The organism is Avibacterium sp. 21-594 (assembly GCF_026226815.1).
Classification (GTDB): domain Bacteria; phylum Pseudomonadota; class Gammaproteobacteria; order Enterobacterales; family Pasteurellaceae; genus Avibacterium; species Avibacterium avium.
Window position 1 is genome coordinate 374,455 of record NZ_JAKKOC010000001.1, and the last position, 26,288, is coordinate 400,742.

General features: G+C 40.7%; 26 protein-coding genes, 2 tRNA genes and 2 riboswitches. Of the genes, 14 read left to right on the forward strand and 14 right to left on the reverse strand.

The annotated features are described in order from the left end of the window. Window positions 1–48: 48 nt before the first annotated feature. The 3 genes from L5B76_RS01720 to gloB all read right to left on the reverse strand — a co-directional run bounded on the left by L5B76_RS01720 (window position 49) and on the right by gloB (window position 2,550). Window positions 49–525, reverse strand: a complete 477-nt coding sequence (locus L5B76_RS01720) for a hypothetical protein (protein WP_265753993.1) — start codon at window positions 523–525, stop codon at window positions 49–51. 101 nt (window positions 526–626) lie between these two features. Then, window positions 627–1,778 carry a ribonuclease D gene (gene rnd / locus L5B76_RS01725; RefSeq protein WP_265753994.1) on the reverse strand — a complete coding sequence of 384 codons (1,152 nt, stop codon included), beginning with the start codon at window positions 1,776–1,778 and terminating at the stop codon, window positions 627–629. A 70-nt stretch (window positions 1,779–1,848) separates the two neighbouring features. Next, window positions 1,849–2,550, reverse strand: a complete 702-nt coding sequence (gene gloB / locus L5B76_RS01730; RefSeq protein WP_265753995.1) for a hydroxyacylglutathione hydrolase — start codon at window positions 2,548–2,550, stop codon at window positions 1,849–1,851. 17 nt (window positions 2,551–2,567) lie between these two features. Between gloB and L5B76_RS01735 the strand changes: the two genes are divergently transcribed. From L5B76_RS01735 to L5B76_RS01745, 3 genes are all read left to right on the forward strand, one after another. Then, the gene (locus L5B76_RS01735; RefSeq protein WP_265753996.1) at window positions 2,568–3,299 is read left to right on the forward strand and encodes a class I SAM-dependent methyltransferase; all 732 of its coding nucleotides are present in this window, start codon (window positions 2,568–2,570) and stop codon (window positions 3,297–3,299) included. Window positions 3,300–3,401: 102 nt separating this feature from the next. Then, window positions 3,402–5,171, forward strand: coding sequence for a 30S ribosomal protein S12 methylthiotransferase accessory factor YcaO (ycaO, locus tag L5B76_RS01740; protein WP_265753997.1), 1,770 nt, complete (start codon window positions 3,402–3,404; stop codon window positions 5,169–5,171). A gap of 134 nt (window positions 5,172–5,305) precedes the next feature. Next, window positions 5,306–5,749 carry a YhcB family protein gene (locus tag L5B76_RS01745; protein WP_265753998.1) on the forward strand — a complete coding sequence of 148 codons (444 nt, stop codon included), beginning with the start codon at window positions 5,306–5,308 and terminating at the stop codon, window positions 5,747–5,749. A 78-nt stretch (window positions 5,750–5,827) separates the two neighbouring features. Here the strand turns inward: L5B76_RS01745 and folD are convergent, their stop codons facing one another. Next, a complete protein-coding gene (gene folD, locus L5B76_RS01750; RefSeq protein ID WP_265753999.1) occupies window positions 5,828–6,688 on the reverse strand; it encodes a bifunctional methylenetetrahydrofolate dehydrogenase/methenyltetrahydrofolate cyclohydrolase FolD in 861 nt (286 codons plus the stop codon). Between the two features lie 175 nt (window positions 6,689–6,863). Here folD and L5B76_RS01755 point away from each other — a divergent pair. From L5B76_RS01755 to L5B76_RS01780, 6 genes are all read left to right on the forward strand, one after another. Further along, window positions 6,864–6,940: transfer RNA gene (locus tag L5B76_RS01755), tRNA-Pro, on the forward strand. Window positions 6,941–6,968: 28 nt separating this feature from the next. Continuing rightward, window positions 6,969–7,045, forward strand: a tRNA-Arg gene (locus L5B76_RS01760). A 305-nt stretch (window positions 7,046–7,350) separates the two neighbouring features. After that, window positions 7,351–8,307 carry an ABC transporter permease gene (locus tag L5B76_RS01765; protein ID WP_265754000.1) on the forward strand — a complete coding sequence of 319 codons (957 nt, stop codon included), beginning with the start codon at window positions 7,351–7,353 and terminating at the stop codon, window positions 8,305–8,307. Continuing rightward, on the forward strand, window positions 8,300–9,268 hold the full coding sequence (locus L5B76_RS01770; RefSeq protein ID WP_265754001.1) for an iron chelate uptake ABC transporter family permease subunit: 969 nt from the start codon (window positions 8,300–8,302) through the stop codon (window positions 9,266–9,268). Before L5B76_RS01765 ends, L5B76_RS01770 begins: the two co-directional genes overlap by 8 nt. Next, a complete protein-coding gene (locus tag L5B76_RS01775; RefSeq protein ID WP_265754002.1) occupies window positions 9,259–10,032 on the forward strand; it encodes an iron ABC transporter ATP-binding protein in 774 nt (257 codons plus the stop codon). Before L5B76_RS01770 ends, L5B76_RS01775 begins: the two co-directional genes overlap by 10 nt. 14 nt (window positions 10,033–10,046) lie before the next feature. Next, window positions 10,047–10,964 carry a siderophore ABC transporter substrate-binding protein gene (locus L5B76_RS01780; protein WP_265754003.1) on the forward strand — a complete coding sequence of 306 codons (918 nt, stop codon included), beginning with the start codon at window positions 10,047–10,049 and terminating at the stop codon, window positions 10,962–10,964. A 63-nt stretch (window positions 10,965–11,027) separates the two neighbouring features. Here the strand turns inward: L5B76_RS01780 and ilvN are convergent, their stop codons facing one another. From ilvN to L5B76_RS01795, 3 genes are all read right to left on the reverse strand, one after another. Next, window positions 11,028–11,519, reverse strand: a complete 492-nt coding sequence (gene ilvN / locus L5B76_RS01785) for an acetolactate synthase small subunit (RefSeq protein WP_017805703.1) — start codon at window positions 11,517–11,519, stop codon at window positions 11,028–11,030. Next, a complete protein-coding gene (locus L5B76_RS01790; protein WP_265754004.1) occupies window positions 11,519–13,237 on the reverse strand; it encodes an acetolactate synthase 3 large subunit in 1,719 nt (572 codons plus the stop codon). Before L5B76_RS01790 ends, ilvN begins: the two co-directional genes overlap by 1 nt. A 268-nt stretch (window positions 13,238–13,505) precedes the next feature. Continuing rightward, complete coding sequence (locus tag L5B76_RS01795) at window positions 13,506–15,029, reverse strand: Na+/H+ antiporter NhaC family protein (protein ID WP_265754005.1); 1,524 nt, start codon at window positions 15,027–15,029, stop codon at window positions 13,506–13,508. Between the two features lie 95 nt (window positions 15,030–15,124). After that, window positions 15,125–15,300, reverse strand: a riboswitch (Lysine riboswitch). A gap of 288 nt (window positions 15,301–15,588) precedes the next feature. On the opposite strand from L5B76_RS01795, the gene L5B76_RS01800 reads away from it, so the two are divergent. Then, the gene (locus tag L5B76_RS01800; protein ID WP_265754006.1) at window positions 15,589–15,993 is read left to right on the forward strand and encodes an H-NS family histone-like protein; all 405 of its coding nucleotides are present in this window, start codon (window positions 15,589–15,591) and stop codon (window positions 15,991–15,993) included. 84 nt (window positions 15,994–16,077) lie between these two features. Continuing rightward, entirely contained in the window at window positions 16,078–16,914 is an 837-nt protein-coding gene (purU, locus tag L5B76_RS01805; protein WP_265754007.1) for a formyltetrahydrofolate deformylase, read from the forward strand. A gap of 99 nt (window positions 16,915–17,013) precedes the next feature. Here the strand turns inward: purU and L5B76_RS01810 are convergent, their stop codons facing one another. Next, complete coding sequence (locus tag L5B76_RS01810) at window positions 17,014–17,640, reverse strand: NAD(P)-dependent oxidoreductase (RefSeq protein WP_265754008.1); 627 nt, start codon at window positions 17,638–17,640, stop codon at window positions 17,014–17,016. A 146-nt stretch (window positions 17,641–17,786) separates the two neighbouring features. Here L5B76_RS01810 and L5B76_RS01815 point away from each other — a divergent pair, with 146 nt between their 5' ends. Beyond that, window positions 17,787–18,122: a winged helix-turn-helix transcriptional regulator gene (locus tag L5B76_RS01815; RefSeq protein ID WP_265754009.1), complete on the forward strand. Its 336-nt coding sequence runs from the start codon at window positions 17,787–17,789 to the stop codon at window positions 18,120–18,122. A gap of 124 nt (window positions 18,123–18,246) precedes the next feature. On the opposite strand, the gene thrS is transcribed toward L5B76_RS01815, so the two are convergent. Beyond that, the gene (gene thrS, locus L5B76_RS01820) at window positions 18,247–20,187 is read right to left on the reverse strand and encodes a threonine--tRNA ligase (protein WP_265754010.1); all 1,941 of its coding nucleotides are present in this window, start codon (window positions 20,185–20,187) and stop codon (window positions 18,247–18,249) included. Between the two features lie 227 nt (window positions 20,188–20,414). Beyond that, window positions 20,415–21,065 carry a glutaredoxin 2 gene (grxB, locus tag L5B76_RS01825; protein WP_265754011.1) on the reverse strand — a complete coding sequence of 217 codons (651 nt, stop codon included), beginning with the start codon at window positions 21,063–21,065 and terminating at the stop codon, window positions 20,415–20,417. Between the two features lie 153 nt (window positions 21,066–21,218). On the opposite strand from grxB, the gene L5B76_RS01830 reads away from it, so the two are divergent. Both L5B76_RS01830 and hxpB read left to right on the forward strand, forming a co-directional pair. Beyond that, window positions 21,219–22,088, forward strand: coding sequence for a fructosamine kinase family protein (locus tag L5B76_RS01830; RefSeq protein ID WP_265754012.1), 870 nt, complete (start codon window positions 21,219–21,221; stop codon window positions 22,086–22,088). Next, window positions 22,085–22,732: a hexitol phosphatase HxpB gene (gene hxpB / locus L5B76_RS01835; protein WP_265754013.1), complete on the forward strand. Its 648-nt coding sequence runs from the start codon at window positions 22,085–22,087 to the stop codon at window positions 22,730–22,732. Before L5B76_RS01830 ends, hxpB begins: the two co-directional genes overlap by 4 nt. Before the next feature lie 44 nt (window positions 22,733–22,776). Here the strand turns inward: hxpB and L5B76_RS01840 are convergent, their stop codons facing one another. The 4 genes from L5B76_RS01840 to L5B76_RS01855 form a co-directional block, all read right to left on the reverse strand. Next, window positions 22,777–23,721: an ABC transporter substrate-binding protein gene (locus L5B76_RS01840; RefSeq protein WP_265754014.1), complete on the reverse strand. Its 945-nt coding sequence runs from the start codon at window positions 23,719–23,721 to the stop codon at window positions 22,777–22,779. Window positions 23,722–23,729: 8 nt separating this feature from the next. After that, on the reverse strand, window positions 23,730–24,485 hold the full coding sequence (locus L5B76_RS01845; RefSeq protein ID WP_442780767.1) for an ABC transporter permease: 756 nt from the start codon (window positions 24,483–24,485) through the stop codon (window positions 23,730–23,732). After that, a complete protein-coding gene (locus L5B76_RS01850; protein WP_250363170.1) occupies window positions 24,485–25,198 on the reverse strand; it encodes an ABC transporter ATP-binding protein in 714 nt (237 codons plus the stop codon). The genes L5B76_RS01845 and L5B76_RS01850 overlap by 1 nt, the downstream gene beginning before the upstream one ends. 72 nt (window positions 25,199–25,270) lie before the next feature. Continuing rightward, a riboswitch (TPP riboswitch) is annotated at window positions 25,271–25,361 on the reverse strand. A 188-nt stretch (window positions 25,362–25,549) separates the two neighbouring features. Beyond that, on the reverse strand, window positions 25,550–26,077 hold the full coding sequence (locus tag L5B76_RS01855; protein WP_265754015.1) for a gluconokinase: 528 nt from the start codon (window positions 26,075–26,077) through the stop codon (window positions 25,550–25,552). Window positions 26,078–26,288 lie beyond the last annotated feature (211 nt).

Consider the following 26,288-nt stretch of genomic DNA (forward strand, 5'->3'; position numbering starts at 1 on the left):
AAAAGTGCGGGTCTTTTTTTAGTCATTTTAACGTATTTGATTTACAAACTATTTTGCATCGGCACCATATTTAGCAGCTAACTCAGCTTGCATTTTTTTCAATTCAGCAGTTTGTACTTGCGCTTGTTGCGTTTTTTCCTGAACTTCTTCAATGATTTTTTGATCATTTGGATTGTTCATTAATGCTACTGCTGATTTTGTTAAATCAGAAGAAATACCCAATACTTCAATGGTTTTTTCTTGTAATTTTTTCACTTCAGGATCGCTAATTTTAATTGCTTTTAATGAATCAATTGATTTGCTATTACGCGCAACCAAACTATCCATTGCTTCTTTTACTTGAACCAAATCACGGCTAAGAAGTTTCTGCTGATACTCCGCCTGAAAAGCTGCTTGCGTGCTTTCATTCGTTTGTGTCCACTCAACCAATTTTGCGTAATCTGCTTTAGGATCTGCTTTTTCATTACAAGCTGCTAAAGAAAAGGCAAATAATGCCGCCAAACCTAATTTTACTAATTTATTCATTCAATGTTCCTTTAAAGTTTATGAATTAATTTTCCTAGCCACTAATCGGCTTAAGAAGTGCGCATTCTATCCTTACCACTTATAGATTGCAAAATATATCGTTAAAAGTTTTGTAAAGATTGCAGCAGTTTTTGACCGTATTCTGCACGCCAACCTTGTAACAACAAAGGCAGCTGATTTGGATCTTGTTGTTTAATCCAACACCATTTCATTAACCCTTCCAAGCTACGTTTGGTGGCCAAGACATCAGCGGGTAAATTCGCTGGCGTTATCTCTTTTAAACAATGCTGTAACGCTTTTAAAGCTGGGCGATAGCGTTCATCATCAGCCAAGCGAGAAATTGTCGCTGGATAATCATCTACACTGCTTCGCCTTGCTTTATCTAAAATTTGCAACATTTTTTTGCCGTGAATACGCACCTCAGCGGTGGTTAAACCTAGTTCCAACAACTGTGACGTATTTTTTGGATCATTTTTTGCTAATAACCATAGATGTTCCGCTTTTACCACAAAATTTAGCGCTAAATCACGTTTTATCGCTTCTTCATAACGCCATTTTGCTAATAATTTCAATCGCATTAATTCAAGTGAATTCAAGCGCCATGCATTTGCGATATCCAAATATGCCACATCACTAGATTTATTATTTTGGCTATTTTTCACTAAATTTTCACATTCAAATTGCACCGCACTTTGCCAAGGGCTTTGTGCAAGTTGCTGTTGCAATTGTTGATGTAACGGCAGTAAATACCACACATCAGCCGCTGCATAACGGCACTGGCTATCGCTTAATGGACGTGCCAGCCAATCCGTACGCGAAGCGCCTTTATCTAATTTAAGCTGAAAAAAATGCTCCACCAAACCTGCAAACCCTGCTGATGCACCAAACCCTAAAAAATGCGCCACCACTTGCGTATCCACAATAGGCGTAGGCACTTGTTGAAAATAATGGTGAAAAATTTCCAAATCTTCTTTGCAAGCGTGCAACACTTTGACAATCTTTGGGTTTGCCAATAATTGAATAAAAGGTGAAAAATCGCTAATTTTGCTTGGGTCAATCAAGCTCACGGTTTGCCCGTCATAAAGCTGGATCAGCCCTAATTTCGGGTAAAACGTGCGAATACGAATAAATTCAGTATCCAATGCGATATAATCGCATTGTGCTGCTTTCTGGCAAGCCGCAGCTAAGGCTTGATCGGATTCCACCATTTCAAACGAAGGTGGAGAGTGAATTTCTTTAATCACTAAACTCATCGTTTTATAACATTCTAAAATCTAAAAATAACAATAATTTACACCGCTCTTTTGCATCAATCTTTTGTTCCTAGCCCTGATCTTTCAATTTTCGCCATTGGGTAAATTGGGTTAAATTTTCCGCCTGTAAAAAAGGATTAATCCGTTTTTCTAATGCTAAGGTAGTGGGCAAGCTCGGTTGATTCTGTTGGCGTAATGTTGCAATTTTTCTCGTATAATCGGTTAGAAAGTCAGATGAGCCTAACAGGTTCTCGGCAAACTGTAAATTGCTTAAGGTATATTCGTGCGCAGGGCAAACAATGGTGCTATCAGGCAAGGCTTTGAGCCGTTGGAGCGAATCAAACATTTGTGCGTAATCCCCTGTAAACACGCGTCCGCAGCCACCTGAAAATAAGGTATCACCACAGAATAAATGGCCGTCCACCACAAAACTCACGTGATTTTCCGTGTGGCCACCCGAGGGCAGCACTTGGATTTGATAATGCGTGGTGCGAATTTCTCCTTCATTAATGATTTGCGTTGCACCCAAGTCTGCAGTTTCTTGTGGGCCAAACACAGGGACATTAGGATAATGCTGTTTAAATTCTGCCAAGCCGCCAACGTGATCTTGATGCTTATGGGTAAGCAACACTGCTTCCACTTCAAGCTGGTGCTGTTGCAAATAGGTTAATAAAGGTTCGCTTTCTGAGATGTCGATCACAATTACAGGTAAATTTTCTCGTGCATACAGCCAAATATAGTTATCATCAAGGGCAGGAATGGAAACTAACATATTGATCCTTATTGAAAATGAAGTGGAATATTCTCGGCAATCCTAAAATGGACGCCCCGCTAAGTTGGCAACAACTGCCACAAGGTGAGCGTTATTGTAGCCTAATTGGGCAATATTTAACAAAGCACTTTGCACGGCAGGCTGGGGATTATTGTTTAAAATTGGGCGCGTTAAGTGGTGAAGTGGCGTATTACCCTTGCGATCACCAAATTATTGTCAGCGAAAAAATTCCGCAAAATTTGACCGCACTTTCACAATGCCCACACATCGATTTAGTGCAAGCTCAAGCCACGGCACTGCCTTTTGTCGATGAATGTTTCTCCGCCTGCTTACTCACACACGGCTTACATTTCACCGCAGATCCGCACCAAGTGTTACGCGAAATTACGCGCACACTCAATCAAGAAGGGATCTTATTTCTTTCATTATTTAATCCGCTCAGCCTATTTTCCCTTAAACAACATTTGCCTTTTGGCACAAATAAATTGCCGTTTCACCCTTATTTTGCCACTAGGATTGTGGATTGGCTAAGCCTGCTCAATTTCGATCTACTTGATCAGCAATGCTTATCCTTGCAAGGGAAACCCCATTATTTTGGCGAAATGATGATCATTGTGGCCCAAAAGCGCACGTTGCCAATGACCTTAAATCCCCAAACATCGCCCTTTTCCCCTGTTCTCAACCCAGCTAATGCTTTTCGCCAAGCCGCCAAAGCGGAAAGGCTTATTAAAGACAATCCATTGAAATAACAAGCAGGTTTTGCTTTTTAACAGGATTTCCCCTTGCTGAATAGGTGAAACTTACCTATTATGCACAGCTCAATATCATTTGCCCCCATTGGAGAACATAAAATGACTGAACAAACCTTTATTCCCGGCAAAGATGCCGCCCTTGAAGACAGCATTGCAAAATTTCAGCAAAAATTGACCGCACTTGGCTTTGATATTGAAGAAGCCTCGTGGCTCAATCCCGTGCCGAATGTTTGGTCTGTGCATATTCGTGATAAAGATTGCCCGCAATGCTTCACTAACGGTAAAGGGGCAAGCAAAAAAGCGGCGCTGGCTTCTGCCTTAGGGGAATATTTTGAACGTCTTTCCACCAACTATTTCTTTGCCGATTATTACCTTGGACAAGATCTTGCCAATGCGCCTTTTGTGCATTATCCCAATGAAAAATGGTTTGAAATTGAAGATGAAACCGAACTGCCCGAAGGCATTTTAGATGAGCATTTATTGGCTTATTATGATCCCAATGATGAATTGACGCCGGATTTATTGATCGATCTCCAATCGGGCAATGCAGAACGTGGCATTGTGGCAATGCCTTATGTACGTCAATCAGATAACCAAACGGTATATATTCCACAAAGCATTATCGCTAATCTTTATGTTTCCAATGGAATGTCTGCAGGCAACAGCTTATTTGAAGCGCGTGTGCAAGGGCTTTCTGAAGTGTTTGAGCGTTATGTTAAAAACAAAATCATTGCAGAGGCCATTAGCTTGCCGCTTATTCCGCAAGATGTAATGGATCGCTACCCTACGGTGCAAGAAGCCATTGCAACCCTTGAGCAAGAAGGCTTCCCAATTCTCGCTTATGATGCGTCCTTAGGGGGAAAATATCCTGTAATCTGTGTGGTGTTGCTCAATCCACAAAATGGCACTTGCTTTGCCTCTTTCGGTGCGCACCCTAATTTTGGCGTGGCCTTGGAACGCACGGTAACTGAATTATTACAAGGCCGTAGTTTGAAAGATCTTGATGTGTTTACGCCGCCTTCTTTCAATAATGATGATGTAGCGGAACACGCCAATTTGGAAACGCACTTTATTGATTCAAGCGGTTTAATTTCTTGGGATTTATTCAAACAAGACAGTGATTATCCTTTTGTGGACTGGGATTTTTCTGGCACAACAGAGCAAGAATATCAAAATCTGATGGCAATTTTTCAAACGCTCAATCAAGAAGTCTATATTATGGATTATCAGCATCTCGGCGTGTACGCTTGCCGTATTATTGTGCCGGGAATGTCGGATATTTATCCTGCGGACGATTTAATCTACGCCAATAACAATATGGGAATGGATTGGCGCGAGATCTTGCTTGATCTGCCCCATTTCCATCACGATCAAGACACTTATCAAGAATTACTTGATGAGCTTGATGAACAAGGCATTGATGATGCTACCCGCGTGCGTGAGTTTATTGGCATCGTGCCACCGCCAAAATCGGGCTGGACCACCTTACGCATTGGTGAACTCAAAGCCATGCTCTATCTTGCCACACAAGATTTAGAAAATGCCTTAGATTGGGCAAACTGGACGCTGAATATGAATCAATCGGTGTTCACGCCAGAGCGTGCGAATTATTACCGCTGTTTAGTAAACAGCCTAGAATTATTCCTTGATGAAAACCGCGATCCCGCTCAATATCGTGCCGTATTTGAGAAAATGTATGGCAAAAGTGCGGTGGAATTTGCTTGGAATGCCATTCAAGGTGGCAATCCGTTCTATGATTTATTGGCTGATGATGAGCATTTACAACAGTTCCACGCGCATCAAAAATTGCTCAACGCCTATCATAAATTGCAAAAAGCCAAAACAGACTACTGGCAAAGTGCAGTTTAAGATAAAATAGAAAATAAGGCGTGCAACTGCCGCCTTATTTATCCAATGTATTTTTTTGTGATCTGTGCCAAAGAAATAAATTGAAATTAAGGTTATGATACAAAAGGTTCTTTTCTTACCATAAGGAGTTTTTTATGCAAAATTGGACACCCGAAATGTGGCAACCTGCCCTAATTGGTTTAGTAGTAGGTTTTGTCCTCGCTTATTTATTATTACGCTTTACTAAGGATTCAGTGAAAAAACAAGTGAAAACGGAAGCTGAATTACAAAAAGTAAAAGCAGAGTTGGATCAACAAAAACAACATTTAGAAAAACATTTTTCTGAAAGTGCAGATTTATTGAAAACCCTCGCGCAGGATTATCAAAAATTGTATCAACATTTAGCGAATTCTTCTGCCGAATTGCTACCTCAATTAGAGAATAAACCTTTATTTGAAAATAAACTTATTGAGCAAAATAAAGCTGAAAATGAAGCACCAAACGCTTCAGAAGAAAAACCTGAAACCACTGAAAGCACCGAAACAACAGACGTAGCAGCCCCCCAAGTTTCTGCCGAACCACTAAAAGCAGAAAAATAAACATTCTGCTCAATAGTTAAAATACAAAAAAAGCTAATACTTTGGTATTAGCTTTTTTCTTAATTGCTCTACGATCCCCTATTTCTCATCAACTAAATGCTTTTCATAAGCATACAATGTATTAAACATTAACATCGCAACCGTCATTGGGCCAACGCCACCTGGTACTGGGGTGATGTAACCAGCTCTTTCTTTTGCCTTGTCAAATTCCACATCACCTGAAAGTTTGCCGTCCACACGGTTAATTCCTACATCAATCACCACTGCACCTTCTTTAATCCATTCGCCTGGAATAAATTGTGGTTTTCCTACAGCAACCACTAGAATATCCGCTTGTTTAACGTGGTGTTCTAAATCTTTTGTGAAACGATGCGTTACCGTAACAGTACAGCCTGCAAGTAATAGCTCTAACGCCATTGGACGCCCTACAATATTGGACGCCCCCACAATCACGGCGTGCTGACCATAAAAATCAATGCCTGTAGTTTCTAATAGTTTAATGACACCGTAAGGAGTACAAGCACGCAGTGTAGGAATACGCTGGCATAAACGCCCTACATTATATGGGTGGAAGCCATCTACATCTTTGTTTGGCGAAATGCGCTCAATAACAGAAGCGCTATTAATATGAGCAGGCAAAGGCAGCTGAACTAAAATACCATCAATTAGTGGATCTGCATTCAGCTCATCAATCAGAGCAAGCAGTTCTTGTTCAGACGTACTTTCAGGCAAATCATAAGACTTAGAAAACATTCCTATTTCTTCGCAACTTTTGCGCTTGCTAGCAACATACACTTGAGAGGCTGGATCGGCTCCGACTAAAATCACCGCTAACCCCGGCGCGCGCTTGCCTTGTTGAGCATATTGTTGAATTTTTTCAGCAATTTCTGATTTAATTTCTTTAGAGAGAGCTGTGCCAGAGATGATTTGTGCTGTCATTGCATTTCCTTCTGTGAAAATAGGTGCTGTTAACATAAGAACTGAATTTCTGGCTATTTTCTCAAAAAAATGATGATAATGTAAGCCTAACTGGAATAAATTTAAGCAGTTAGCACAAAATCAGAAAAAACTTATTGACTGATCTAAAAAGAAAACTATAATGGCACACATCTTTCGGCGAGTAGCGCAGCTTGGTAGCGCAACTGGTTTGGGACCAGTGGGTCGTAGGTTCAAATCCTATCTCGCCGACCACTTCTCTTTATATATATCCATTTGAAATGCGCCCTTAGCTCAGCTGGATAGAGCAACGGCCTTCTAAGCCGTAGGTCATTGGTTCGAATCCAATAGGGCGTGCCATTATAATAAATTCTTTTTTATCTAAAACACTATTCTGAAATTAATATTTTCCTAAATAATTTAAATTCTCGATTTTTCATATTCTATTTACTTTTACTTACAATGAAAAAAGTAATGGATAAATACTAAGGGTATAATAATTCACCAATTTATTATCCTATTTTATTTATCAATTCCGAGCTTTTTCTCCCTCTTGAATGTTACCCCAAAAACAACCGCACTTTTTTCTTTTCAGTGATGGATTCGCGTGTTAATATCAGTATAACTATTTATGCTAATTATTCTCATTTGTAAATTCTATTAATATGGTTAAACGCCGTTATTTGTTTATCTTATTATTGTTGCTTTCGGGTATTTCGCTGTTTTTGGGTGTGAGTACGGTTAATTTGCAAGGTTTGCTGGCCTTTGACTCCGCCCAGTGGCAGATCTTTTTAATCAGCCGTGTGCCGCGTTTGGTGAGTATTTTAATTGCGGGGGCATCATTGAGTATTTGTGGATTGGTGATGCAGCAGTTGAGCCGCAATCGCTTTGTATCTCCGACAACCGCAGGCACGATGGATAGCGCAAGGCTTGGCATTTTAATTGCAATGTTGCTGTTTCCTTCTGCGTCAATGTTGCTCAAAACCAGCGTGGCGATTCTGGTTTCTTTTCTCGGTACGTTATTATTTATGACGCTACTCTCTCGTCTCAAATTTAAAGATACCATTTTCGTGCCGTTGGTGGGCATTATGTTTGGCAATATTATTAGCTCGATCACCGCTTTTATCGCCTACCAACAAGATCTGTTACAAAATCTCTCTGGTTGGTTGCAAGGGGATTTTTCCTTAGTGATGGCTGGTCGTTATGAAATGTTATATTTCAGCGTGCCAGCGCTTGTTCTTGCTTATGTTTTTGCCAATCGCTTTTCCATTGTGGGAATGGGGCAAGATTTTGCCGTTAATCTCGGTTTGAACTATCAGCAAGTGCTGTATTTAGGCTTGGCGATTGTGGCAACGGTGTCATCAATCATCATTGTTTCTGTGGGGGTGATTCCCTTTCTCGGGCTGATTATCCCTAATATTGTTACTCTTTATTTAGGCGATAATTTGAAAAAAGTGCTTTCTCACACCGCGCTACTGGGTGCTGTTTTTGTGCTTTTTTGTGATATTTTAGGGCGTTCGCTGATTTATCCTTACGAAATTTCCATTAACGCCATTGTGGGCGTGTTCGGCAGTGCCATTTTTCTTTATATGCTGTTAAAACAAAGGATTCAAAATGGCTAAGCGTTTCTATAATCCTAAAAAATCATTGATTTTACTCAGTATTTTTGCCTTACTGAGTGTGGTGCTGTATGTGTTTTATCATCTGCCTAGCCGTTGGGAATATGCCTTATACAACCGCGCCCTTGCCGTGCTTGCCATTGTAATGACAGGTGTGGCCATTGCACTGGCGACAATGATCTTTCAAACCATTGTAAATAATCGCATTTTAACGCCAAGTATTTTGGGCTTGGATAGCCTTTATTTGCTCATTCAAACCCTGATTATTTTTCTCTTTGGTTCTAGCACCTTAACCTCAATGAACCCCATTGTGTTATTTTTTGCTTGCACCAGTTTGATGATTTTATTCGCAATAGGGCTATATCATTTTCTGTTTAAAACGGAGCAGCAAAGTCTATTTTTCCTGCTTTTAGTGGGGATCATTTTCGGTACATTTTTCCAAAGCTTAACCTCCTTTATGGAGGTGCTGATCGATCCGAATGAATTTCAGATTGCGCAAGATATTGGCTTCGCCAGTTTTAACCGCATCAATATTGATATTTTATGGATCGCATTGGTTGGCTTGCTCGCTACCATTCTTTATACCCTGCGCTATGTGCGTTATTTTGATGTGCTTGCCCTTGGGCGTGAACAGGCAATTAATTTAGGCGTGGATTATCTGGCGATCACTAAACGGTTACTCATTGTCGTGGCAATTTTGACTTCAATTTCCACCGCACTTGTGGGGCCTTTAACCTTCTTAGGCTTGCTGGTAATGAACGTTACCTTTGAATTTATTCGCACTTATCGCCACGCAGTGTTAATCCCCGCGGCAATGTTAATTGCGGTGATCACCCTTGTTTTCGGGCAATTATTGGTTTCCCAAGTTTTCACTTTTAATACAACCCTAAGCATTATTGTGAATTTTGTCGGTGGAGTGTATTTCCTTTATCTGTTATTAAGAGCAAATAAAAAATGGCAATAGAAATTAAAAATATTAATAAAACCTATGGCACGAAAAAAGTGGTGGATAACCTTTCGGTAACCATTCCGCGCGGCAAAATCACCTCTTTTATTGGCCCAAATGGTGCAGGGAAAAGCACGGTGCTTGCCATTATCAGCCGTTTATTGCGTGCCGATAGCGGTACGGTGAGCCTAAATGGTGTGCCGTTAGATCAACAAAAAAGCAGCGACATTGCCAAGCAACTTTCTATTTTGAAACAATCCAACCACATTAATTTGCGTTTAACGGTGGAAGAATTAGTTGCTTTTGGGCGTTTTCCCTATAGCCAAGGAAATTTAACCAAAAACGACCGCACTTTTATTGATAATGCCATTGAATATATGGATTTAGGCGAGTTTCGCCATCAATATATCAACCAGCTCAGCGGTGGGCAGCGCCAGCGCGCCTATATCGCAATGACCTTGGCGCAAGATACCGATTATATTTTGCTTGATGAACCGCTGAATAATTTGGATATGAAACATTCCGTACAAATTATGCAGGTGCTACACAAGCTCACCAAAGAATTAAATAAAACCGTGGTGATTGTGATCCACGATATTAATTTTGCATCTTGCTATTCCGATTACATTATCGCAATGAAAGACGGCAAATTGATGCATCAAGGGGACGTTGCCACAATGATGCAAGAGCCGATTTTAGCCAGCATTTATGATATGCCAATCCCAATTCAACAAATTAATCAGCATAAAATTGCTGTGTATTTTCGACATCAATCAGCTTAATACAGGAGTATGCTATGAAAAAAACCTTATCAACCCTTGCCCTTAGCCTTTGTGCGTTACTCGGTGTTGCCAGCGCCAATGCGGCGGACATCACGGTAGAAAACGCCGCGGGCAAACAGGTGGTGCCACAAAACCCTAAGCGTGTGGTGGTGCTTGATTTTTCTGCAGTGGATACCATTCGTGCGTTGGGGGCGAAAGACAGCATTGTCGGCATTAGCAACGCGGGAAAAGTGCCTGACTATTTGAGCGAGTTTAGCAAAGAACATTACCCAAGCGTTGGCGTGCCACCAGAGCCTGCCTTTGAGAAAATCAATGATCTTCACCCTGATCTGATCATCGCCACAGGTCGCCAAGAAAAAGTGTTGGATCGCTTAAAAGAAATTGCCCCCGTGTTTTTCGTGAAAGTGGATTACGCCAATTTCTATCCAAGTTTTCAACAAAATATCCACGCCTTTGGACAAATTTTTGATAAACAACAATTGGCCGATGAAAAACTGGCACAGCTAGACAAGCAAATGAAAGCCCTTGCCGAGAAAACCAAAGGCAAAACCGCTCTACTCGCTTTAGTCAATGAAAGCCGTATGAGTGCCTTTGGCGAAAACTCACGTTATGGCATTGTGTACAGCGGATTTGGCTTCACCCCAATTGATAAAAACATCAAATCTTCCACGCACGGAATGAGCATTGGTTTTGAATATGTACTAGAGAAAAATCCAGATTATTTGTTGGTTGTCGATCGCACTGCGGCAATTACCGATAAAGCCAACAACGCAAAAACCGTGTTAGACAACGCCATTATTCAGCAAACTCAAGCCTATAAAAATAACCACATTGTTTACTTAAACGCAGCGAATTGGTACTTAACTTTTGGCGGTTTAGAAAGTATGGGCATTATGATTGATGAAGTAAAAAGTGCGGTGGAAAAACGATAAATTTCCCTAACTTATGAATAAATAAAGCATTTAGGATAACCCCTAAATGCTTTTTATTTATTATTACAAACAATTTTTCTCACCACGCGAAAGGCTGATTAAGCCCGAACGGACAATTTCAATCAGCGAACTTTCTTCTTTTAATGCTTTCACAAAAGCATCAAGTTTGTCTTTCGTTCCCACTAATTGAATGGTGTAGGATTTGGTGGTAACGTCCACAATTTGCCCACGGAAGATTTCCGCCAAGCGTTTTAACTCATCACGGGAACTGCCTTGCGCACGCACTTTTACCAACATCACTTCACGCTCAACGTGTTCACAATCGCTTAGGCTGATCACTTTAAACACATCTACCAATTTATGTAGTTGCTTTTCAATTTGCTCTAGCACTTGCTCATCGCCGTAAGCTTCGATAGTCATACGCGAAAGCGTAGGATCATCAGTGGGAGCAACTGTTAGGCTTTCAATATTAAAGGCACGTTGAGAGAATAAGCCCACCACGCGGGATAACGCCCCTGATTCATTTTCTAATAACACTGATAAAATTCTACGCATTAGGCTTTCTCCGGTTTAGTTAAAATCATTTCATTCATCGCACCGCCACGCACTTGCATTGGGTAAACGTGTTCCGTTTCATCCACTTTAATATCAACAAACACTAATTTATCTTTAATAGCAAAAGCCTGTGCCAGCTTTTCTTCCAATTCTTCAGGGTGATCAATTTGAATGCCGACGTGTCCATAAGATTCGGCTAATTTCACAAAATCAGGCAGTGAATCCATATACGAGTGCGAATGACGCCCTGAATAAATTAAATCCTGCCATTGTTTCACCATTCCTAAGAAACGGTTATTAAGGCTAATGATCACTACAGGAATGCCGTATTGTTGTGCGGTAGAAAGTTCTTGAATATTCATTTGAATACTGCCGTCCCCCGTTACACACACCACCGTTGCCTCTGGGTGAGCCAGTTTCACGCCTAACGCTGCAGGCAAGCCAAAGCCCATTGTGCCAAGCCCGCCTGAGTTAATCCAATGGCGAGGCTGATCAAAAGGATAATGCAACGCTGCAAACATTTGATGCTGTCCCACATCAGATGCCACATAAGCCTGACCTTTAGTTAAACGGTAAACCGTTTCGATCACTTGCTGGGGTTTAATCACGCCACTATTGCGATCAAAATCTAAGCATTTCACCGCTTTCCATTCATCAATTTGTTTCCACCAATCACTCAGATCTGCTTGAGATTTGGCTAAGTTATCTTCTTCCAATAAAGCTAACATTTCATTTAACACATTTTCTGCACTGCCCACAATCGGGATCGCCGCTGGCACATTTTTAGAAATGGACGTTGGATCAATATCAATATGCACCACCTTGGCATTCGGGCAATATTTTTCTAAATTATTGGTGGTACGATCATCAAAACGCACACCAATGGCGAAAATTAAATCACTGTGGTGCATTGCGTTGTTCGCTTCGTATGTGCCGTGCATTCCTAGCATTCCTAAGAACTGTTTATCCGTGCTTGGAAATGCACCTAATCCCATTAAAGACGTCGTAACCGGCAAATTCAACTGCTTGGCAAATTGGTTAATTTGCTCGCTGCAATTTGCCGTGATGGCACCACCACCAAGGAAAAGCACGGGCTTTTTCGCCACCAATAAGGCTTTCAAGGCTTTTTTGATCTGCCCTTTATGCCCTTGCACAGTCGGATTATAAGAACGCAAGCTGATTTCTTGCGGATAGGTATAAGTATATTTATTAGCCGGGTTTAACACATCTTTCGGCAAATCAATCACCACTGGCCCCGGACGACCTGTGGAAGCAATATAAAACGCCTTTTTGATCACTTCAGGCAAATCTTCCGCTCGCTTTACTAAAAAGCTGTGTTTCACCACAGGACGAGAGATCCCCACCATATCGCATTCTTGGAACGCATCACTACCGATTAAGCCAGACATTACCTGCCCTGAAATTACAACCAGAGGGACAGAATCCATATACGCAGTGGCAATCCCTGTAATGGCATTGGTTGCCCCGGGGCCCGATGTAACTAACACACAGCCCACTTCTCCTGTGGAACGTGCATAGCCGTCTGCCATATGCACGGCGGCTTGCTCGTGGCGCACCAAAATATGCTCAATACCACCGAGTGTATGAATGGCATCATAAATATCCAACACCGAGCCACCGGGGTAGCCAAAGACAAATTTTACGCCCTGATCACGCAAAGATTGCACAACCATTTCCGCACCTGATAATTTTTTCATTGTTACCTCGCAAAAATTTGCGGAATTTTCACCGCACTTCTGTTTTTTCATTAACGATGAGTATTTGTAACGGATTGAGAATGGCTTGTCTAGCAAGATTTGAGTAAAAATAGCGAAGAATTTTAGGATAAGATTTTTTAAAATCCTAAAATCGCAATATTTTGTAAAATAAAATTCAGCTTAAAATAAAAAAATGCGACAATCTGCCGCATTTTATAAAATAGACGAAATAAAATTTTATTTCCAATTTTGTGATCTAGATCACACTCTAACGTCTTTTAAATAAGAAAATGAGCGCAACCAAGGTGATTGCTGTGGCAATAAAGCCAAACACGCCTGAGGCGGTATAACCGACCACAAGATAGCCCACAATGGTTGCGGCGGCTAAGGTTAAGGCATAAGGTAACTGGGTGGTAACGTGATCCATATGATTACATTTCGCGCCAGTGGAAGACAAAATGGTGGTATCGGAAACGGGTGAACAGTGGTCGCCACACACCGCCCCTGCCATTACCGCTGAAAGACAAGGCAACATTAATTCTGGCGCGGCATTGGCAGCAATGGCTGCTGCGATTGGAAGCATAATTCCAAATGTTCCCCAGCTAGTACCTGTTGAAAATGCCATTACTGCACCTAATACGAATAATAACGCTGGCAACACTGCCACAGGTAAATTGCCAGACACAAGGCTAGATAAATAAGTCCCTGTTTTCATATCGCCCACAACATTGTTGATTGTCCAAGCGAAGAATAAAATCAAAATCGCACCAAGCATTGATTTCACGCCAACGATCCAAGATTTGGCGTATTCTGCAAAACTTACTTGACGATCAATTAAAATACAAAGGGTTGCCACAACAATTGAAGCACAGCCGCCCACCACTAAAGAAATCCCTACCGTAGTGTTTTCAAATGCACCTAATACAGAGAAAGGTTTACCGTCTGCGGCAAGGGCTTCATTACCTGTGTGCAACATCATAAATACCGTTGCGGCAATTAAGGTAACGATAGGTAAAATCAAGTTGCGAACGTGGCCTTTCACGCCGTTTTGCTCATCTTGATCTTCTTCCGTTCTTTCAAGAGCGAGTTTTTCATGTCTTGCCATTGAGCCAATGTCAAAAGAGAAATACGCCACGAAGAACACCATTAAGATAGAAAAAATTGCGTAGAAATTCATCGCACTCATCGCCATAAATGCCCCGATTGGGGTGTAATCTGTAATGGCGTAAGTGGCAAGCAAGCCTGAAATTAAGGTGATAATGTACGCGCCCCAGCTTGAAACAGGCATAATCACACACATTGGCGCGGCGGTAGAATCCAAAATATAGGCTAATTTTGCACGAGAAACTTTGAATTTATCCGTAACAGGACGGGCAATCGCACCCACCGCAAGACTGTGAAAATAATCGTCAATAAAGGTAACAAAGACCAAAGAGGCCGCCATTAATTTCGCTCCACGGCGATTTTTAATACGCTTCTGCGCCCATTCCGCAAAGGCACGATTGCTGCCAGATACCGTTAAAAGTGCGGTCAAAATTCCCAATAATAATAAGAATAAAATGATGTTGATGGTATCAAAGTTCCAACCGTCATCACCATATACCAAAGATTGCACGGTATTCTTTAAATAAATCGCTGTGTTGGCAATATTGAAATCAGCCAACATTAATGAGCCAATTAAAATACCAATGCTTAAGGATAAAATCACTTTGCGCGTGAAAATCGCCAATAATAAGGCTAACAGGGGCGGGACAACCGACCAAATTGATGTGGAATAATCTAAGAGTTCCATTATTGTTCTACCTAAAATAAGGGAGAACCACTGAAGTTTACTATTTTAAAGAAGGGTGAAAATTTAAAATAAAAAGGCAGGCAAAATTACCCAACCTAACCAGTAGCGCTCCATAGTTGTTAAAAAGACTATGACAGTAACGTTTCTTTCGAAAACGCTCCCAACCAATTAAAATGACTTTTAATTGATTTCGGCAACGATTCCTTTCCTTTTTCCTCATCGTTATCCACTCAGAAAAAATACTTATAATAGTTGCACCTCTACATACGTAGGACAATGCAAAGATTACAAACAAGTCAGCAAAAAAGCAAGGGCTGAACGCAAAAATCCCGACATTTTATCTTTATATAAGAAAATTTCTTACGCAAAGGATTGCGTATACTAAAAATAAGCTAACTTATTAAAAATAATAAAAATATAACCGCACTTTCAGCAAGGAATTAGTTACAAAAATAAACATATTGCTTATTTAATTAATTTTTCTGTTTACCTTTAATAATATTTTAGTTATTATATCCTTGGTAGTATTAATTTAATATCGTTATTTGAGGAGATGAAAATGAGCGATTTATTAAAATCATTAAAAAATATTCGTAGTCTGCGTGCAGCAGCAAAAGAGTTAAGTTTAGACGAACTTGAGTCTTCATTAGAGAAATTAAAAACTGTATTAGAAGAAAAACGTGAAGAATTAGCGCAAGCAGCTAAGCAAGAAGCTGAAAGACTAAAAGCCCTTGCAGAAGCCCATAATTTCCTAAAAGAAAGAGGTATTGCGCCAGAAGAATTAGTTTCTGAACCAACTAATGCGCCAAAAGCACCACGTCAAAAACGCCCTGCTCGTCCAGCGAAATATCAATTCACTGATGACAATGGCAACGTAAAAACCTGGACAGGCCAAGGCAGAACCCCGCTTCCAATTCAACGTGCATTAAATGCGGGTAAATCATTATCTGATTTCGAAATTTAATTTCTTACGATAAAAAGTAAAGCATTCTGTGCTTTACTTTTTTTATTTCTCTTTTTTATAACATCATAACTATTACACAACATTATGCTAGAAAAGAAAATTTTACTGACAAATTGTCCCGATGATAAAGGCCTAATCGCCAAAATTACCAACATTTGTTATAAACATCAGCTTAACATTATTCATAATAATCAATTTGTTGATTTTGAAACAAAACATTTCTTTATGCGTACCGAATTAGAAGGGATTTTTAATGATGAAACCCTACTTGCGGATCTCAATTTTAGCTTGCCAGTTGGCACCAATAACCAATTAATTAGCGTGAAGAAAAAACGTATTGTTATTTTAGTCACCAAAGAAGCCCATTGTTTGGGTGATATTTTAATGAAAAACTACTACGGTGGTTTAGATGTTGAAATTGCTGCTGTCATTGGAAATCACGATACCTTAAGAAATTTAGTGGAACATTTTGATATTCCGTTTCATTGTATTAGCCACGAAGGATTGACCCGCGTTGAACACGACAAATTATTAGCAGATAAAATCGATCAATATGCGCCAGATTATATTGTGCTAGCGAAATATATGCGTGTATTAAACCCTGAATTTGTTGCCCGTTATCCAAACCGCGTGATTAATATCCACCACTCTTTCTTGCCTGCCTTTATTGGCGCAAGACCTTACCATCAGGCCTATGAGCGTGGCGTGAAAATTATTGGTGCAACCGCGCATTTCATTAATAATGAATTAGATGAAGGGCCAATTATTATGCAAAACGTGATTAACGTGGATCACACATACAGTGCAGATGCAATGATGCGTGCAGGTCGTGATGTGGAAAAAACCGTTCTCACCAAAGCCTTAGATCTCGCCCTGCAAGATCGGATTTTTGTTTATAAAAACAAAACTATCGTGCTATAAAGTGCGGTGGTTTTGGGCGAATATTATCATTCAAATCATAAAAAAGAGCGGTCAAAATTTTCAGATTTTTGACCGCTCTTTTTATACTTTATTTATGATTTATGACAACACCGAAATGCGTTCGCGAATGTGTTTGCCATTCAATGCTTCATCAATCATTGCAATAGCATAATCGGCATAGCTCACATAGCTTTCGCCTTTTTCATTGACCGTGAATACTTCACCAGCCAAGCGGTATGCGCCTGTTTTTTCCCCTTCAGGATCGAACACCGCTGCTGGGCTAAGATAAGTCCATTGCACATCATCACGCTTACGCAATTCTGCCAATGCCTGTGCCATTGCTTGAGCTAAAGGTTTATATTCCGCTGGGAAATCTGGCGTATCAACAAGTTGTACGGCTAGGCTAGCATCAGTATAAAGGCTACCTGCTCCGCCTACAACAAGCAAATGCACCTTTGTTCCCGCCAAAATATCACATAAATGGGCAAGCGATGTGCTATGTTGTGGTAAAGTTTCTGGCGTCCACGCAGCAAAAGCATCAATTACCACGTCAAAGCCTGCAAGATCTGCTTTGGTTAAATCAAACAAATCTTTTTTAAGCACATGTTGTGCCGCGCTGTGATTTTCACCGCGTACCACTGCGGTAACCTCTAAACCACGCGCTACTGCTTCAGCTACGATCAAACGCCCTGCTTTTCCATTTGCACCAATTACTGCGACTTTCATTTTTTTCTCCTATTTAATGATAAAAATTGTTGTATCTCGTTTTTGTTGAGCGTGATAATATCCCCCTAGCAAACAAAAAGAAAGTAAGCACCAAAAAGTGCAGTAGTTACCTTTAAGAAACTTATATTGAAAAATAAGGAAAAATTGTGAAAGAAAAAGAGAAAAAATTACCTGATTGTGAAGTGGAAATTACCTTAATGATGATGAGCGAACGCTGGCGTGTGTTGATTATTCGTGAATTATTATCTGGCACAAAGCGTTTTGGTGAATTGAAAAAAACCTTAACTGGCATTTCGCAAAAAGTGCTAACGGCGAATTTAAGAGCAATGGAAACGCAAGGATTATTAACGCGAAAAGTCTATGCAGAAGTGCCACCAAGAGTGGAATATACGCTGACAGAAGATGGTAAAAGCCTTAAAAGCGTGCTCAGTGCAATGGCGGCGTGGGGTGAGAATTATCGTCAAAAATATCAAGAGAAATAAAATCTGGAAAAAATCACCGCACTTATTAAAAACGCAAAAACGCTTAAAAGCGCGGTGATTTTTCGGTGGTTTTTTATCACAAAATAAAAGCGAGCATTTAGCTCGCTTTCTTATTTTTTGTGAATTAATCTTGTCCAAGCTCACCAAGCAATTTTAACTCGCGGTTTTTCACTTGGTTTTTCAGAATTTCGGTGAATTCTGCCACGGTGAACGTGCCTAAATCTGCGCCTTTACGAGTACGCACGGCGATTTTGCCTTCGGCAATTTCTTTATCGCCACAAACTAACATATAAGGTACGCGTTTTAAGGTATGTTCACGGATTTTAAAGCCAATTTTCTCGTTGCGTAAATCTGCTTTAGCACGCAAGCCCGCATCAGAAAGGGCTTTCACCACCTCTTTTACATAATCCGCTTGGCTATCGGTAATATTCATCACCACCGCTTGAGTTGGAGCAAGCCAAGGTGGGAAGAAACCCGCGTAATCTTCGGTGATAATGCCGATAAAACGCTCTAATGAACCTAAAATCGCACGGTGAATCATTACTGGAGTTCGGCGATCATTGTCTTCCGCAACATAAGACGCATTTAAACGACCCGGTAAAGCAAAATCAAGCTGGATTGTGCCACATTGCCATTCACGATCAAGGCTATCACGCAGAGCAAATTCAATTTTAGGCCCGTAAAATGCGCCCTCACCTTCTTGAATTTCGTATTCTAAGCCATTGTGTTTTAAGGCATTTGCTAGACCTTGCTCTGCTTGATCCCACATTTCATCAGAACCAATGCGTTTCTCTGGACGCGTAGAAAGTTTCACTTGGATATTATTGAAACCAAACGTACTGTAAATATCATAAACCATACGGATACAACTGGTTACTTCGCTTTCAATTTGATCTTCCGTACAGAAAATATGTGCATCATCTTGGGTAAAACCACGCACACGCATTAATCCGTGCAATGAACCTGACGGTTCGTTACGATGACAAGAACCAAATTCTGCCATACGAATTGGCAGATCACGGTAAGATTTTAAGCCTTGATTGAAGATTTGCACGTGTCCGGGGCAGTTCATTGGTTTAATGGCATATTCACGGTTTTCTGATGAGGTGGTGAACATTAAATCACCATAGTTTTGCCAATGCCCTGTTTTTTCCCATAAAACACGATCCATCATAAATGGCCCTTTCACTTCTTGATAATCGTACTCTTTTAATTTAGTACGCACGAAAGTTTCAAGCTCACGGAAAATCGTCCAACCGTCATTGTGCCAGAACACCATACCCGGTGCTTCTTCTTGCATATGATAAAGATCAAGCGCTTTACCAATTTTACGATGATCGCGTTTTGCTGCTTCTTCTAAACGTTGCAAATAGGCGGCAAGTTGTTTTTTATCCGCCCACGCTGTGCCGTAAATACGCTGTAACATCTTGTTTTTACTATCGCCACGCCAATATGCGCCTGCCACTTTTTGTAACTTGAAATGATGACAAAAACGCATATTTGGTACGTGTGGGCCACGACACATATCAATATATTCTTCGTGGTGATACAGCGCTGGGGTGGCTGTTTTTTCGATATTTTCATCTAAAATCGCCATTTTATATGGCTCACCACGTTGTTCAAAAGTATCTCTTGCTTCTTGCCAAGTTACGCGTTTTTTCACCACATCATAATTGGTTTTTGCTAGTTCAAGCATTCTTTTTTCAATGGCGTCAAGATCTTCTTGCGTTAAAGAGCGGTCTAAATCCACATCATAATAAAAACCGTTTTCAATGGTTGGCCCGATAGCCATTTTTACATCAGGGAAAAGCTGTTTAATCGCGTGTCCTAATAAATGCGCACAAGAGTGGCGAATAATTTCTAGCCCGTCTTCATCTTTGGCGGTAATAATTTCTAGCTTGGCATCTTGATCAATCAGATCACACGCATCACGGCGTTCACCGTTCACACGCCCTGCGATAGTCGCTTTGGCTAAACCTGCACCAATATCTTGTGCAACGTCAAGCACTGTAACGGGTTTATCAAATTGGCGTTGTGAGCCATCGGGTAAAGTAATAATTGGCATATTAAATCCTTATACAGTGGTTACCCATACGAGAGGTAACTTGTTGATTAAAATAAAAATAAAGTAAAAAAGCACCGCACTTTGTTATACCTACAATGTATTTTTCGCACCATGCTTTATAGGTTATCGAATTGCTTTTGCAATGACTTTCGATGCAAGCTCGTGATCATACGCTATTTTGCGCTGAAAACCAACTTTCTGCCCCATTTTACTGGGCTTTTTGTGGGTTAAACCGCTTTATCGAAATATAATTCCACTTGAGATAATTTTGCCATTGTTTCCACATAGGCTTTTACTTTCGGCGGGAATACAAGCCCTTTCACGCAAGTGAGGTTACGCAACATTGGGAAAAGCAAAATATCTTCCATAGAAAGCTGATCATTTGCGCCATTTTCTGACAAAATCAAATACTCAAGTGCGGTGAAATCTTGCTGTAATTTTTCGATATATTGAGCGGAATTTGCCAGATTTTCTGCAAAATCACCAATATTTTCAGTTTTCTTTTTAACGAAATAATCCACCGCACTTTGGGTAGCAAATTCAGGTAAACCTAATTTCACAAAACGCGGTAATAAAAGATGATTATAATAACGGCTCACTGCCTGCATCCACGCTTGAAGATCGCTACGCACATCATCATCTGGCAACAACAGATCACCATAATTTTGATCCACATAATGGACAATATCCAAACTTTCTGGCATTGCCGTGCCGTCTTCTTTAATCAAAATTGGTGCCATTTTTTTGCCGATGAGCGCGACTGGCGTGGCTTCGTCATCACTCAATAACACGTGCTCTTCTACGGGCAAATTTTTCAAGCCAAAAATCATTCTGGCACGCACGCAGAATGGACAATGATCATAAACGTATAATTTCATTTTTTGCTCCTTACTAAACAATTTAAGCGAATAGACGCTACCTTACCGCAAATTTTTCTCTCCGCAAATAAAAAACTTGAAGTTCATCACAGATTATTTTGCCCATTTCCTTTATGATCGAGGCGTGGCGCAAGTTGAATATGGGGGGGACTTATGTGGAAATCAATTTCTCAAGTTTTAGCCGAACATCTTGGTGCGTATTATTTTATCAAGCAAAAACGCAAAGTGCATACTGGCGAAATGCACGAAGCTTGGATTATTGATGATGGAATCCAGCCCGTTTTTGTGAAAATTAATGAAAAATCCTACCGCTCTATGTTTCGTGCCGAAGCCGATCAGCTGGAATTACTAGCCAAAACAGGGACAATTCAAGTACCGCAAGTTTACGGCGTAGGCTGTTCACAAAACCACAGTTTTTTACTGCTCGAAGCCCTTCCTTTCAGCGAACCGAACGAGCAATCAATGGCACAATTTGGCACGCAATTAGCCAACTTGCACCAATGGGGCAATGCCGAACATTACGGACTCGATTTTGACACTTGGCTAGGGCCGGTTTATCAGCCAAATGGTTGGTCGGATAATTGGGCAAAATTTTTCAGCGAACAACGCATTGGCTGGCAATTACAGATCTGTAAAGAGAAAGGGTTAACGTTTACTGATATTGATCAATTGGTCGCCGTTGTCGCCAAAGGGCTGGCCAAACATCAGCCAAAACCAGCCTTGTTGCACGGCAATCTTTGGATTGAAAACTGTGCTGTAGCAAATGGCCAACCTTTTACTTACGATCCTGCGTGTTACTGGGGTGATCACGAATGCGATCTGGCATTTAGTGAATTATTCCAACCGTTCCCTGAAACATTCTATCAAAATTATCACCGTACTTTGCCGATTGATGAGGGCTATGCGCAACGCAAACCGCTTTATCAGCTTTATTATTTGTTAAATTTTAGCCATCGTTTTTCTGCTCATTATGTGGCGCTCACCAAAGCGATCATTGAAAAAATACTCAAGGGGAATCTATGAAATTTCAAGCAGTAATCTTCGATATGGACGGAGTTCTGATTGATTCCGAACCTTTTTGGAAACAAGCGGGCGTGGAAGTATTTGGGCAAATTGGTATTCCTGTTAGCTTGCAAGAAATGCAAGAACTCACGGGAATGCCTGCGCTTGGCATTGTCAAAACCGTTTATCAACGCTATCAAAAAACGTCTGTTCCTATTGAAGAAATGGTCAAACGAATGAATGACTGCGCCATTTCAATGATTTTAGAAAATAAGCCGTTAATGCCAAATGTGCCAGAAACCCTTGAAAAACTCACCGCACTTGGCTGCAAACTGGCGGTTGCTTCCGCTTCGCCACGTTATTTATTGGAACAAATCACTGAACGCTGCGGCATTGCGTCTTATTTCCAATATCTTTCTTCCGCCACAGAATTAGATTACAACAAACCGCACCCGCAGGTTTATTTACACGCGGCACAACAATTAGGGGTTGAACCCCAAGACTGTTTAGGCATTGAAGATTCGGTGCTAGGAATGACTGCAGTCAAAGCCGCATCAATGCGCTGCGCTGTTATCCCAGCTCCCGTTGAACGCAAGGATCCACGTTGGGCATTAGCGGATTATCAACTAGAACAGCTAGCTCAAATTCCTGAGATTTGTGCATAAAAAAGTGCGGTATTTTTCACCGCACTTTTTACCTAGCCTATTTCTTATTCCACCTGAATGGCATAATCAGACAATTTAGGAACCTGCTTAATCAGGCCTTGTTGTTGCATAAATTGTGCCATTTTCTCATAACGTGCGTTATCTAGGGCGCTTGGGCGTAAACTTAAACGTGGCAAGGTATCGCGCCAAGCCAAGCGATTGAGTTCGTTGTCTAAATCTTGCGGTTTATAACTCACAAACGCCAGCCAACTTTGTTGTGGGTGGTTTAAAATATAAACGCTGGCTTGTTCAAGTGCGGTCAAAAATGCACGAATTTTTTTCGCAGGAAGCTGATTTTTATTGGCCACGACAATCAATTCATCATACATTGGCACGCCCTGTTCTTCTGGATAAAACGCCTTGCCCGGTTTCTTTTCTATCGCCATCTGATTTAGCTCAAAATTACGAAATGCCCCGATCACCGCATCGACTTGTCCGCTAAATAATGCGGGAGAAAGCGACCAATTGACGTTCACTAATTCCACATCATTTAAAGAAAGGTGGACGGATTTCAACATTGCACCAAGTAACGCATCTTCAAAACCGCTCACTGAATAGCCGATCTTTTTCCCTTTTAAATCGGCAATTTGTTCAATACCGCTATCTTTTAGCACCACAAGACTATTTAACGGCGTTGAAATTAAGGTGCCAACACGCACTAGCGGCAAACCTTCCGCCACTTGCATTTGCAGCTGTGGCTGATAATCCACCGCTAAATCTGCCTGCCCTGCTGCCACTAATTTAGGCGGCATTGAAGGATCAGCAGGCTCGATAATCTCAACCTGCAACCCATTTTCCGCAAAAAAGCCTTTTTGCTGTGCCACAATAATGGCGGCATGATCGGGGTTGACAAACCAATCCAGTAATAAGGTTAATTTTTCTTTGGCTTGCGCGCTAATGCTCATACCTAAAGCGAAAATTAAACTGCATAAATACCATTGTTTTTTCATTTTTTCTCCTAACGTAAATGACAGACCCAAGGAATAATGCGGTGAAGCAATTTATCTATCACGAAATACAGCAAGAGCGCGATAACCACCAAAATAAACAACGCCGCGAACATTAAGCTAATTTGAATTCGAGCATTGGCTTGCAACATTAAATAACCAAGCCCTTGTGATGATCCTACCCATTCCCCCACGATCGCTCCAATAGGGGCTACGGAAACCGCAATACGCAAGCCCGAGGCTAACGCAGGCAAAGCGGCAGGTAAGCGAACCTTAAATAATAATTGCCCTGATGAAATTCCCATTGTTCGAGCCAGCTCCAACCATTGCTTTGGGGTGTTACGCAAGCCGTCATAACAGGCAGCAGTAACAGGAAAATAAATAATCAAAATCGTCATTGCGATTTTTGATGCAATACCGTAACCAAACCAAAGAACCAATAAAGGGGCAATCGCAAAAACAGGAATCGCCTGCGAAGCAATTAAAATGGGTAATAAAAAAGCAGAAAGTGTTTGTGAAGAAGCAAGCAATAAGGCAGAAAGCAAACCAAATAAAAAACCTAGCACCAATCCTAACAAAATTTCCCATAAGGTAATTTTGCCGTGCATAAACAATAATCCCCATTGCGAAGAGATTTCATTAAGTACGGAAACGGGTTCAGGCAATAAATAATGAGGGATCGAAAAGACGAAAATTGCCCCTTGCCAACATAAGGCAAAAAATAACGTCATCATCAATGCTCGGAATAAACTTTGCCACGCCAACATTATTGTTCCTCCATTAATTGCGCAAACAAATATTGCTGCAATTGCCATAATTTTTCTTGCGAAAAATCTCGTGGTGCATTACCTTGCGGGCAAATAGGTTCAGAAAGCTGAACAGGTTGCTGGCGTAAAATATAAATTTTATCTGCTAACAATAAGGCTTCTTGCGGATCGTGGGTGATTAGCAGTACGGTTTTATCCTTTAATAAACGATGTGAAAGTTGCTGTAATTGCAAACGGGTTACCGCATCTAAAGCAGAAAATGGCTCATCCATTAAAATAATCTCCGCCTCCTGCATTAATGTGCGAGCCAGTGCAACGCGCTGACGTTGTCCACCGGAAAGTTGATAGCAAGGTTTGTGCAAATGTTGTTCCATTTTCACCGCACTTAATAATGCCCGCGCTTTTTCTTCCGTTTTTTTCGTTTTGCTATGAGTAAGATGTTGATAAAGCTGAACATTATCTAAAATCGAAAGCCAAGGATACAAACTATCTTGTTGTGCAAGCCAAGCAATTTTCCCTGAACATTTAATGTTACCCTGTGTAATCGCCTGATGTTCTAACCCTGCAATAGCACGCAATAAAGTGGATTTTCCCACTCCTGATGCACCAAGCAACGCCACCCATTCCCCTTGCGATACCGTAAAATGAAAATGCGAAAATAAAGGTTGCTCAGCAAAGTTAAGTTGAAGATCGGAAATGTCGATCGCTTTCATCGTTCACTCACAAATCAACGTGATTGAAAAAAGCAATAATAGAAGTGCGGTAAGAATTTAATAAAAAAAGAAGATCGTTCATAATTAGTTTCCTACGTCAGTGTTAGCTGTATCAGGTTCACGGGTATCATCTCAGCTTAAATAAGCACCCCGACTAATGCAAAACAGTGTAGCGAAACTAATAAATAAAATCAAAGTATTCTGAAAAAATAAAAATAATTAAATTAATGATGTTCTATAATTTAAGAATACTGTTTTAAAAATAAGAAATTTATTTTCTTCACATTTGGCAAATAAAAAACGGTGAAAATCTCACCGCTCTTTAACTCTTTTTATATCACTAAATGATGCCTAGTTTTGCAATAAAGGCGTTAAGGCTTGTACACAGCGATCCACCACTTGTTCAAAAGTGCCGTCAATATCAATGTGGATCACATCTGGTTCGTCCGCTTGTGGCGATTCTAAGGTATCGAATTGGCTTTTGAGCATTTCTGTTTTCATATAATGCCCTTTGCGGTTTTTCATTCGCTCTAGCACAAGATCAAAACTGCCTTCTAGGAAAAGAAATTTCACGCTTTCATTACCATCACGGATTTGATCACGGTATTTTTTCTTGAGCGCAGAACACACGATAATTCCCACTTCACTTTTTTGTTCAAGACTAAATGCCGCATCACGAATGCGTTCAAGCCAAGGCGCTCGGTCTTCGTCATTAAGCGGTTGGCCATTACCCATTTTGATGATGTTGGCTCTTGGGTGTAGATCATCACCGTCTATGAGCTTTAAACCTAAACGGTGGCAAACTTCAGTACCTACGGAGGTTTTGCCCGTGCTGGAGACGCCCATTAGGATAAAACTTTTGCCTTTTGCTTTTTCCATTTTGTTTTCCTCATTTTTATTATGCTAACGCAATAATGAATTGGTTCTGTGCTAACCATAGCAAAAAATCGCCAGTTGGCGTTACTGGTAACATTCTATTTTGTGATCCGTTTCACAAATTTTTAACAAAGATCGCAATTTTTGTCGTTATTGTTTGAACTTAAGGGGGGATTTCCCTAATAATAGACGCATCTACTTTACCTTTCCAGAT

Excerpts from the sequence above, each read along its gene's own strand:
- L5B76_RS01720 (WP_265753993.1), bottom strand. The coding sequence starts at position 525 with ATGAATAAATTAGTAAAATTAGGTTTGGCGGCATTATTTGCCTTTTCT.
- rnd (WP_265753994.1), bottom strand. The coding sequence starts at position 1,778 with ATGAGTTTAGTGATTAAAGAAATTCACTCTCCACCTTCGTTTGAAATG.
- gloB (WP_265753995.1), bottom strand. The coding sequence starts at position 2,550 with ATGTTAGTTTCCATTCCTGCCCTTGATGATAACTATATTTGGCTGTAT.
- L5B76_RS01735 (WP_265753996.1), top strand. The coding sequence starts at position 2,568 with ATGAAGTGGAATATTCTCGGCAATCCTAAAATGGACGCCCCGCTAAGT.
- ycaO (WP_265753997.1), top strand. The coding sequence starts at position 3,402 with ATGACTGAACAAACCTTTATTCCCGGCAAAGATGCCGCCCTTGAAGAC.
- L5B76_RS01745 (WP_265753998.1), top strand. The coding sequence starts at position 5,306 with ATGCAAAATTGGACACCCGAAATGTGGCAACCTGCCCTAATTGGTTTA.
- folD (WP_265753999.1), bottom strand. The coding sequence starts at position 6,688 with ATGACAGCACAAATCATCTCTGGCACAGCTCTCTCTAAAGAAATTAAA.
- L5B76_RS01765 (WP_265754000.1), top strand. The coding sequence starts at position 7,351 with ATGGTTAAACGCCGTTATTTGTTTATCTTATTATTGTTGCTTTCGGGT.
- L5B76_RS01770 (WP_265754001.1), top strand. The coding sequence starts at position 8,300 with ATGGCTAAGCGTTTCTATAATCCTAAAAAATCATTGATTTTACTCAGT.
- L5B76_RS01775 (WP_265754002.1), top strand. The coding sequence starts at position 9,259 with ATGGCAATAGAAATTAAAAATATTAATAAAACCTATGGCACGAAAAAA.
- L5B76_RS01780 (WP_265754003.1), top strand. The coding sequence starts at position 10,047 with ATGAAAAAAACCTTATCAACCCTTGCCCTTAGCCTTTGTGCGTTACTC.
- ilvN (WP_017805703.1), bottom strand. The coding sequence starts at position 11,519 with ATGCGTAGAATTTTATCAGTGTTATTAGAAAATGAATCAGGGGCGTTA.
- L5B76_RS01790 (WP_265754004.1), bottom strand. The coding sequence starts at position 13,237 with ATGAAAAAATTATCAGGTGCGGAAATGGTTGTGCAATCTTTGCGTGAT.
- L5B76_RS01795 (WP_265754005.1), bottom strand. The coding sequence starts at position 15,029 with ATGGAACTCTTAGATTATTCCACATCAATTTGGTCGGTTGTCCCGCCC.
- L5B76_RS01800 (WP_265754006.1), top strand. The coding sequence starts at position 15,589 with ATGAGCGATTTATTAAAATCATTAAAAAATATTCGTAGTCTGCGTGCA.
- purU (WP_265754007.1), top strand. The coding sequence starts at position 16,078 with ATGCTAGAAAAGAAAATTTTACTGACAAATTGTCCCGATGATAAAGGC.
- L5B76_RS01810 (WP_265754008.1), bottom strand. The coding sequence starts at position 17,640 with ATGAAAGTCGCAGTAATTGGTGCAAATGGAAAAGCAGGGCGTTTGATC.
- thrS (WP_265754010.1), bottom strand. The coding sequence starts at position 20,187 with ATGCCAATTATTACTTTACCCGATGGCTCACAACGCCAATTTGATAAA.
- grxB (WP_265754011.1), bottom strand. The coding sequence starts at position 21,065 with ATGAAATTATACGTTTATGATCATTGTCCATTCTGCGTGCGTGCCAGA.
- L5B76_RS01830 (WP_265754012.1), top strand. The coding sequence starts at position 21,219 with ATGTGGAAATCAATTTCTCAAGTTTTAGCCGAACATCTTGGTGCGTAT.
- hxpB (WP_265754013.1), top strand. The coding sequence starts at position 22,085 with ATGAAATTTCAAGCAGTAATCTTCGATATGGACGGAGTTCTGATTGAT.
- L5B76_RS01840 (WP_265754014.1), bottom strand. The coding sequence starts at position 23,721 with ATGAAAAAACAATGGTATTTATGCAGTTTAATTTTCGCTTTAGGTATG.
- L5B76_RS01845 (WP_442780767.1), bottom strand. The coding sequence starts at position 24,485 with ATGTTGGCGTGGCAAAGTTTATTCCGAGCATTGATGATGACGTTATTT.
- L5B76_RS01850 (WP_250363170.1), bottom strand. The coding sequence starts at position 25,198 with ATGAAAGCGATCGACATTTCCGATCTTCAACTTAACTTTGCTGAGCAA.
- L5B76_RS01855 (WP_265754015.1), bottom strand. The coding sequence starts at position 26,077 with ATGGAAAAAGCAAAAGGCAAAAGTTTTATCCTAATGGGCGTCTCCAGC.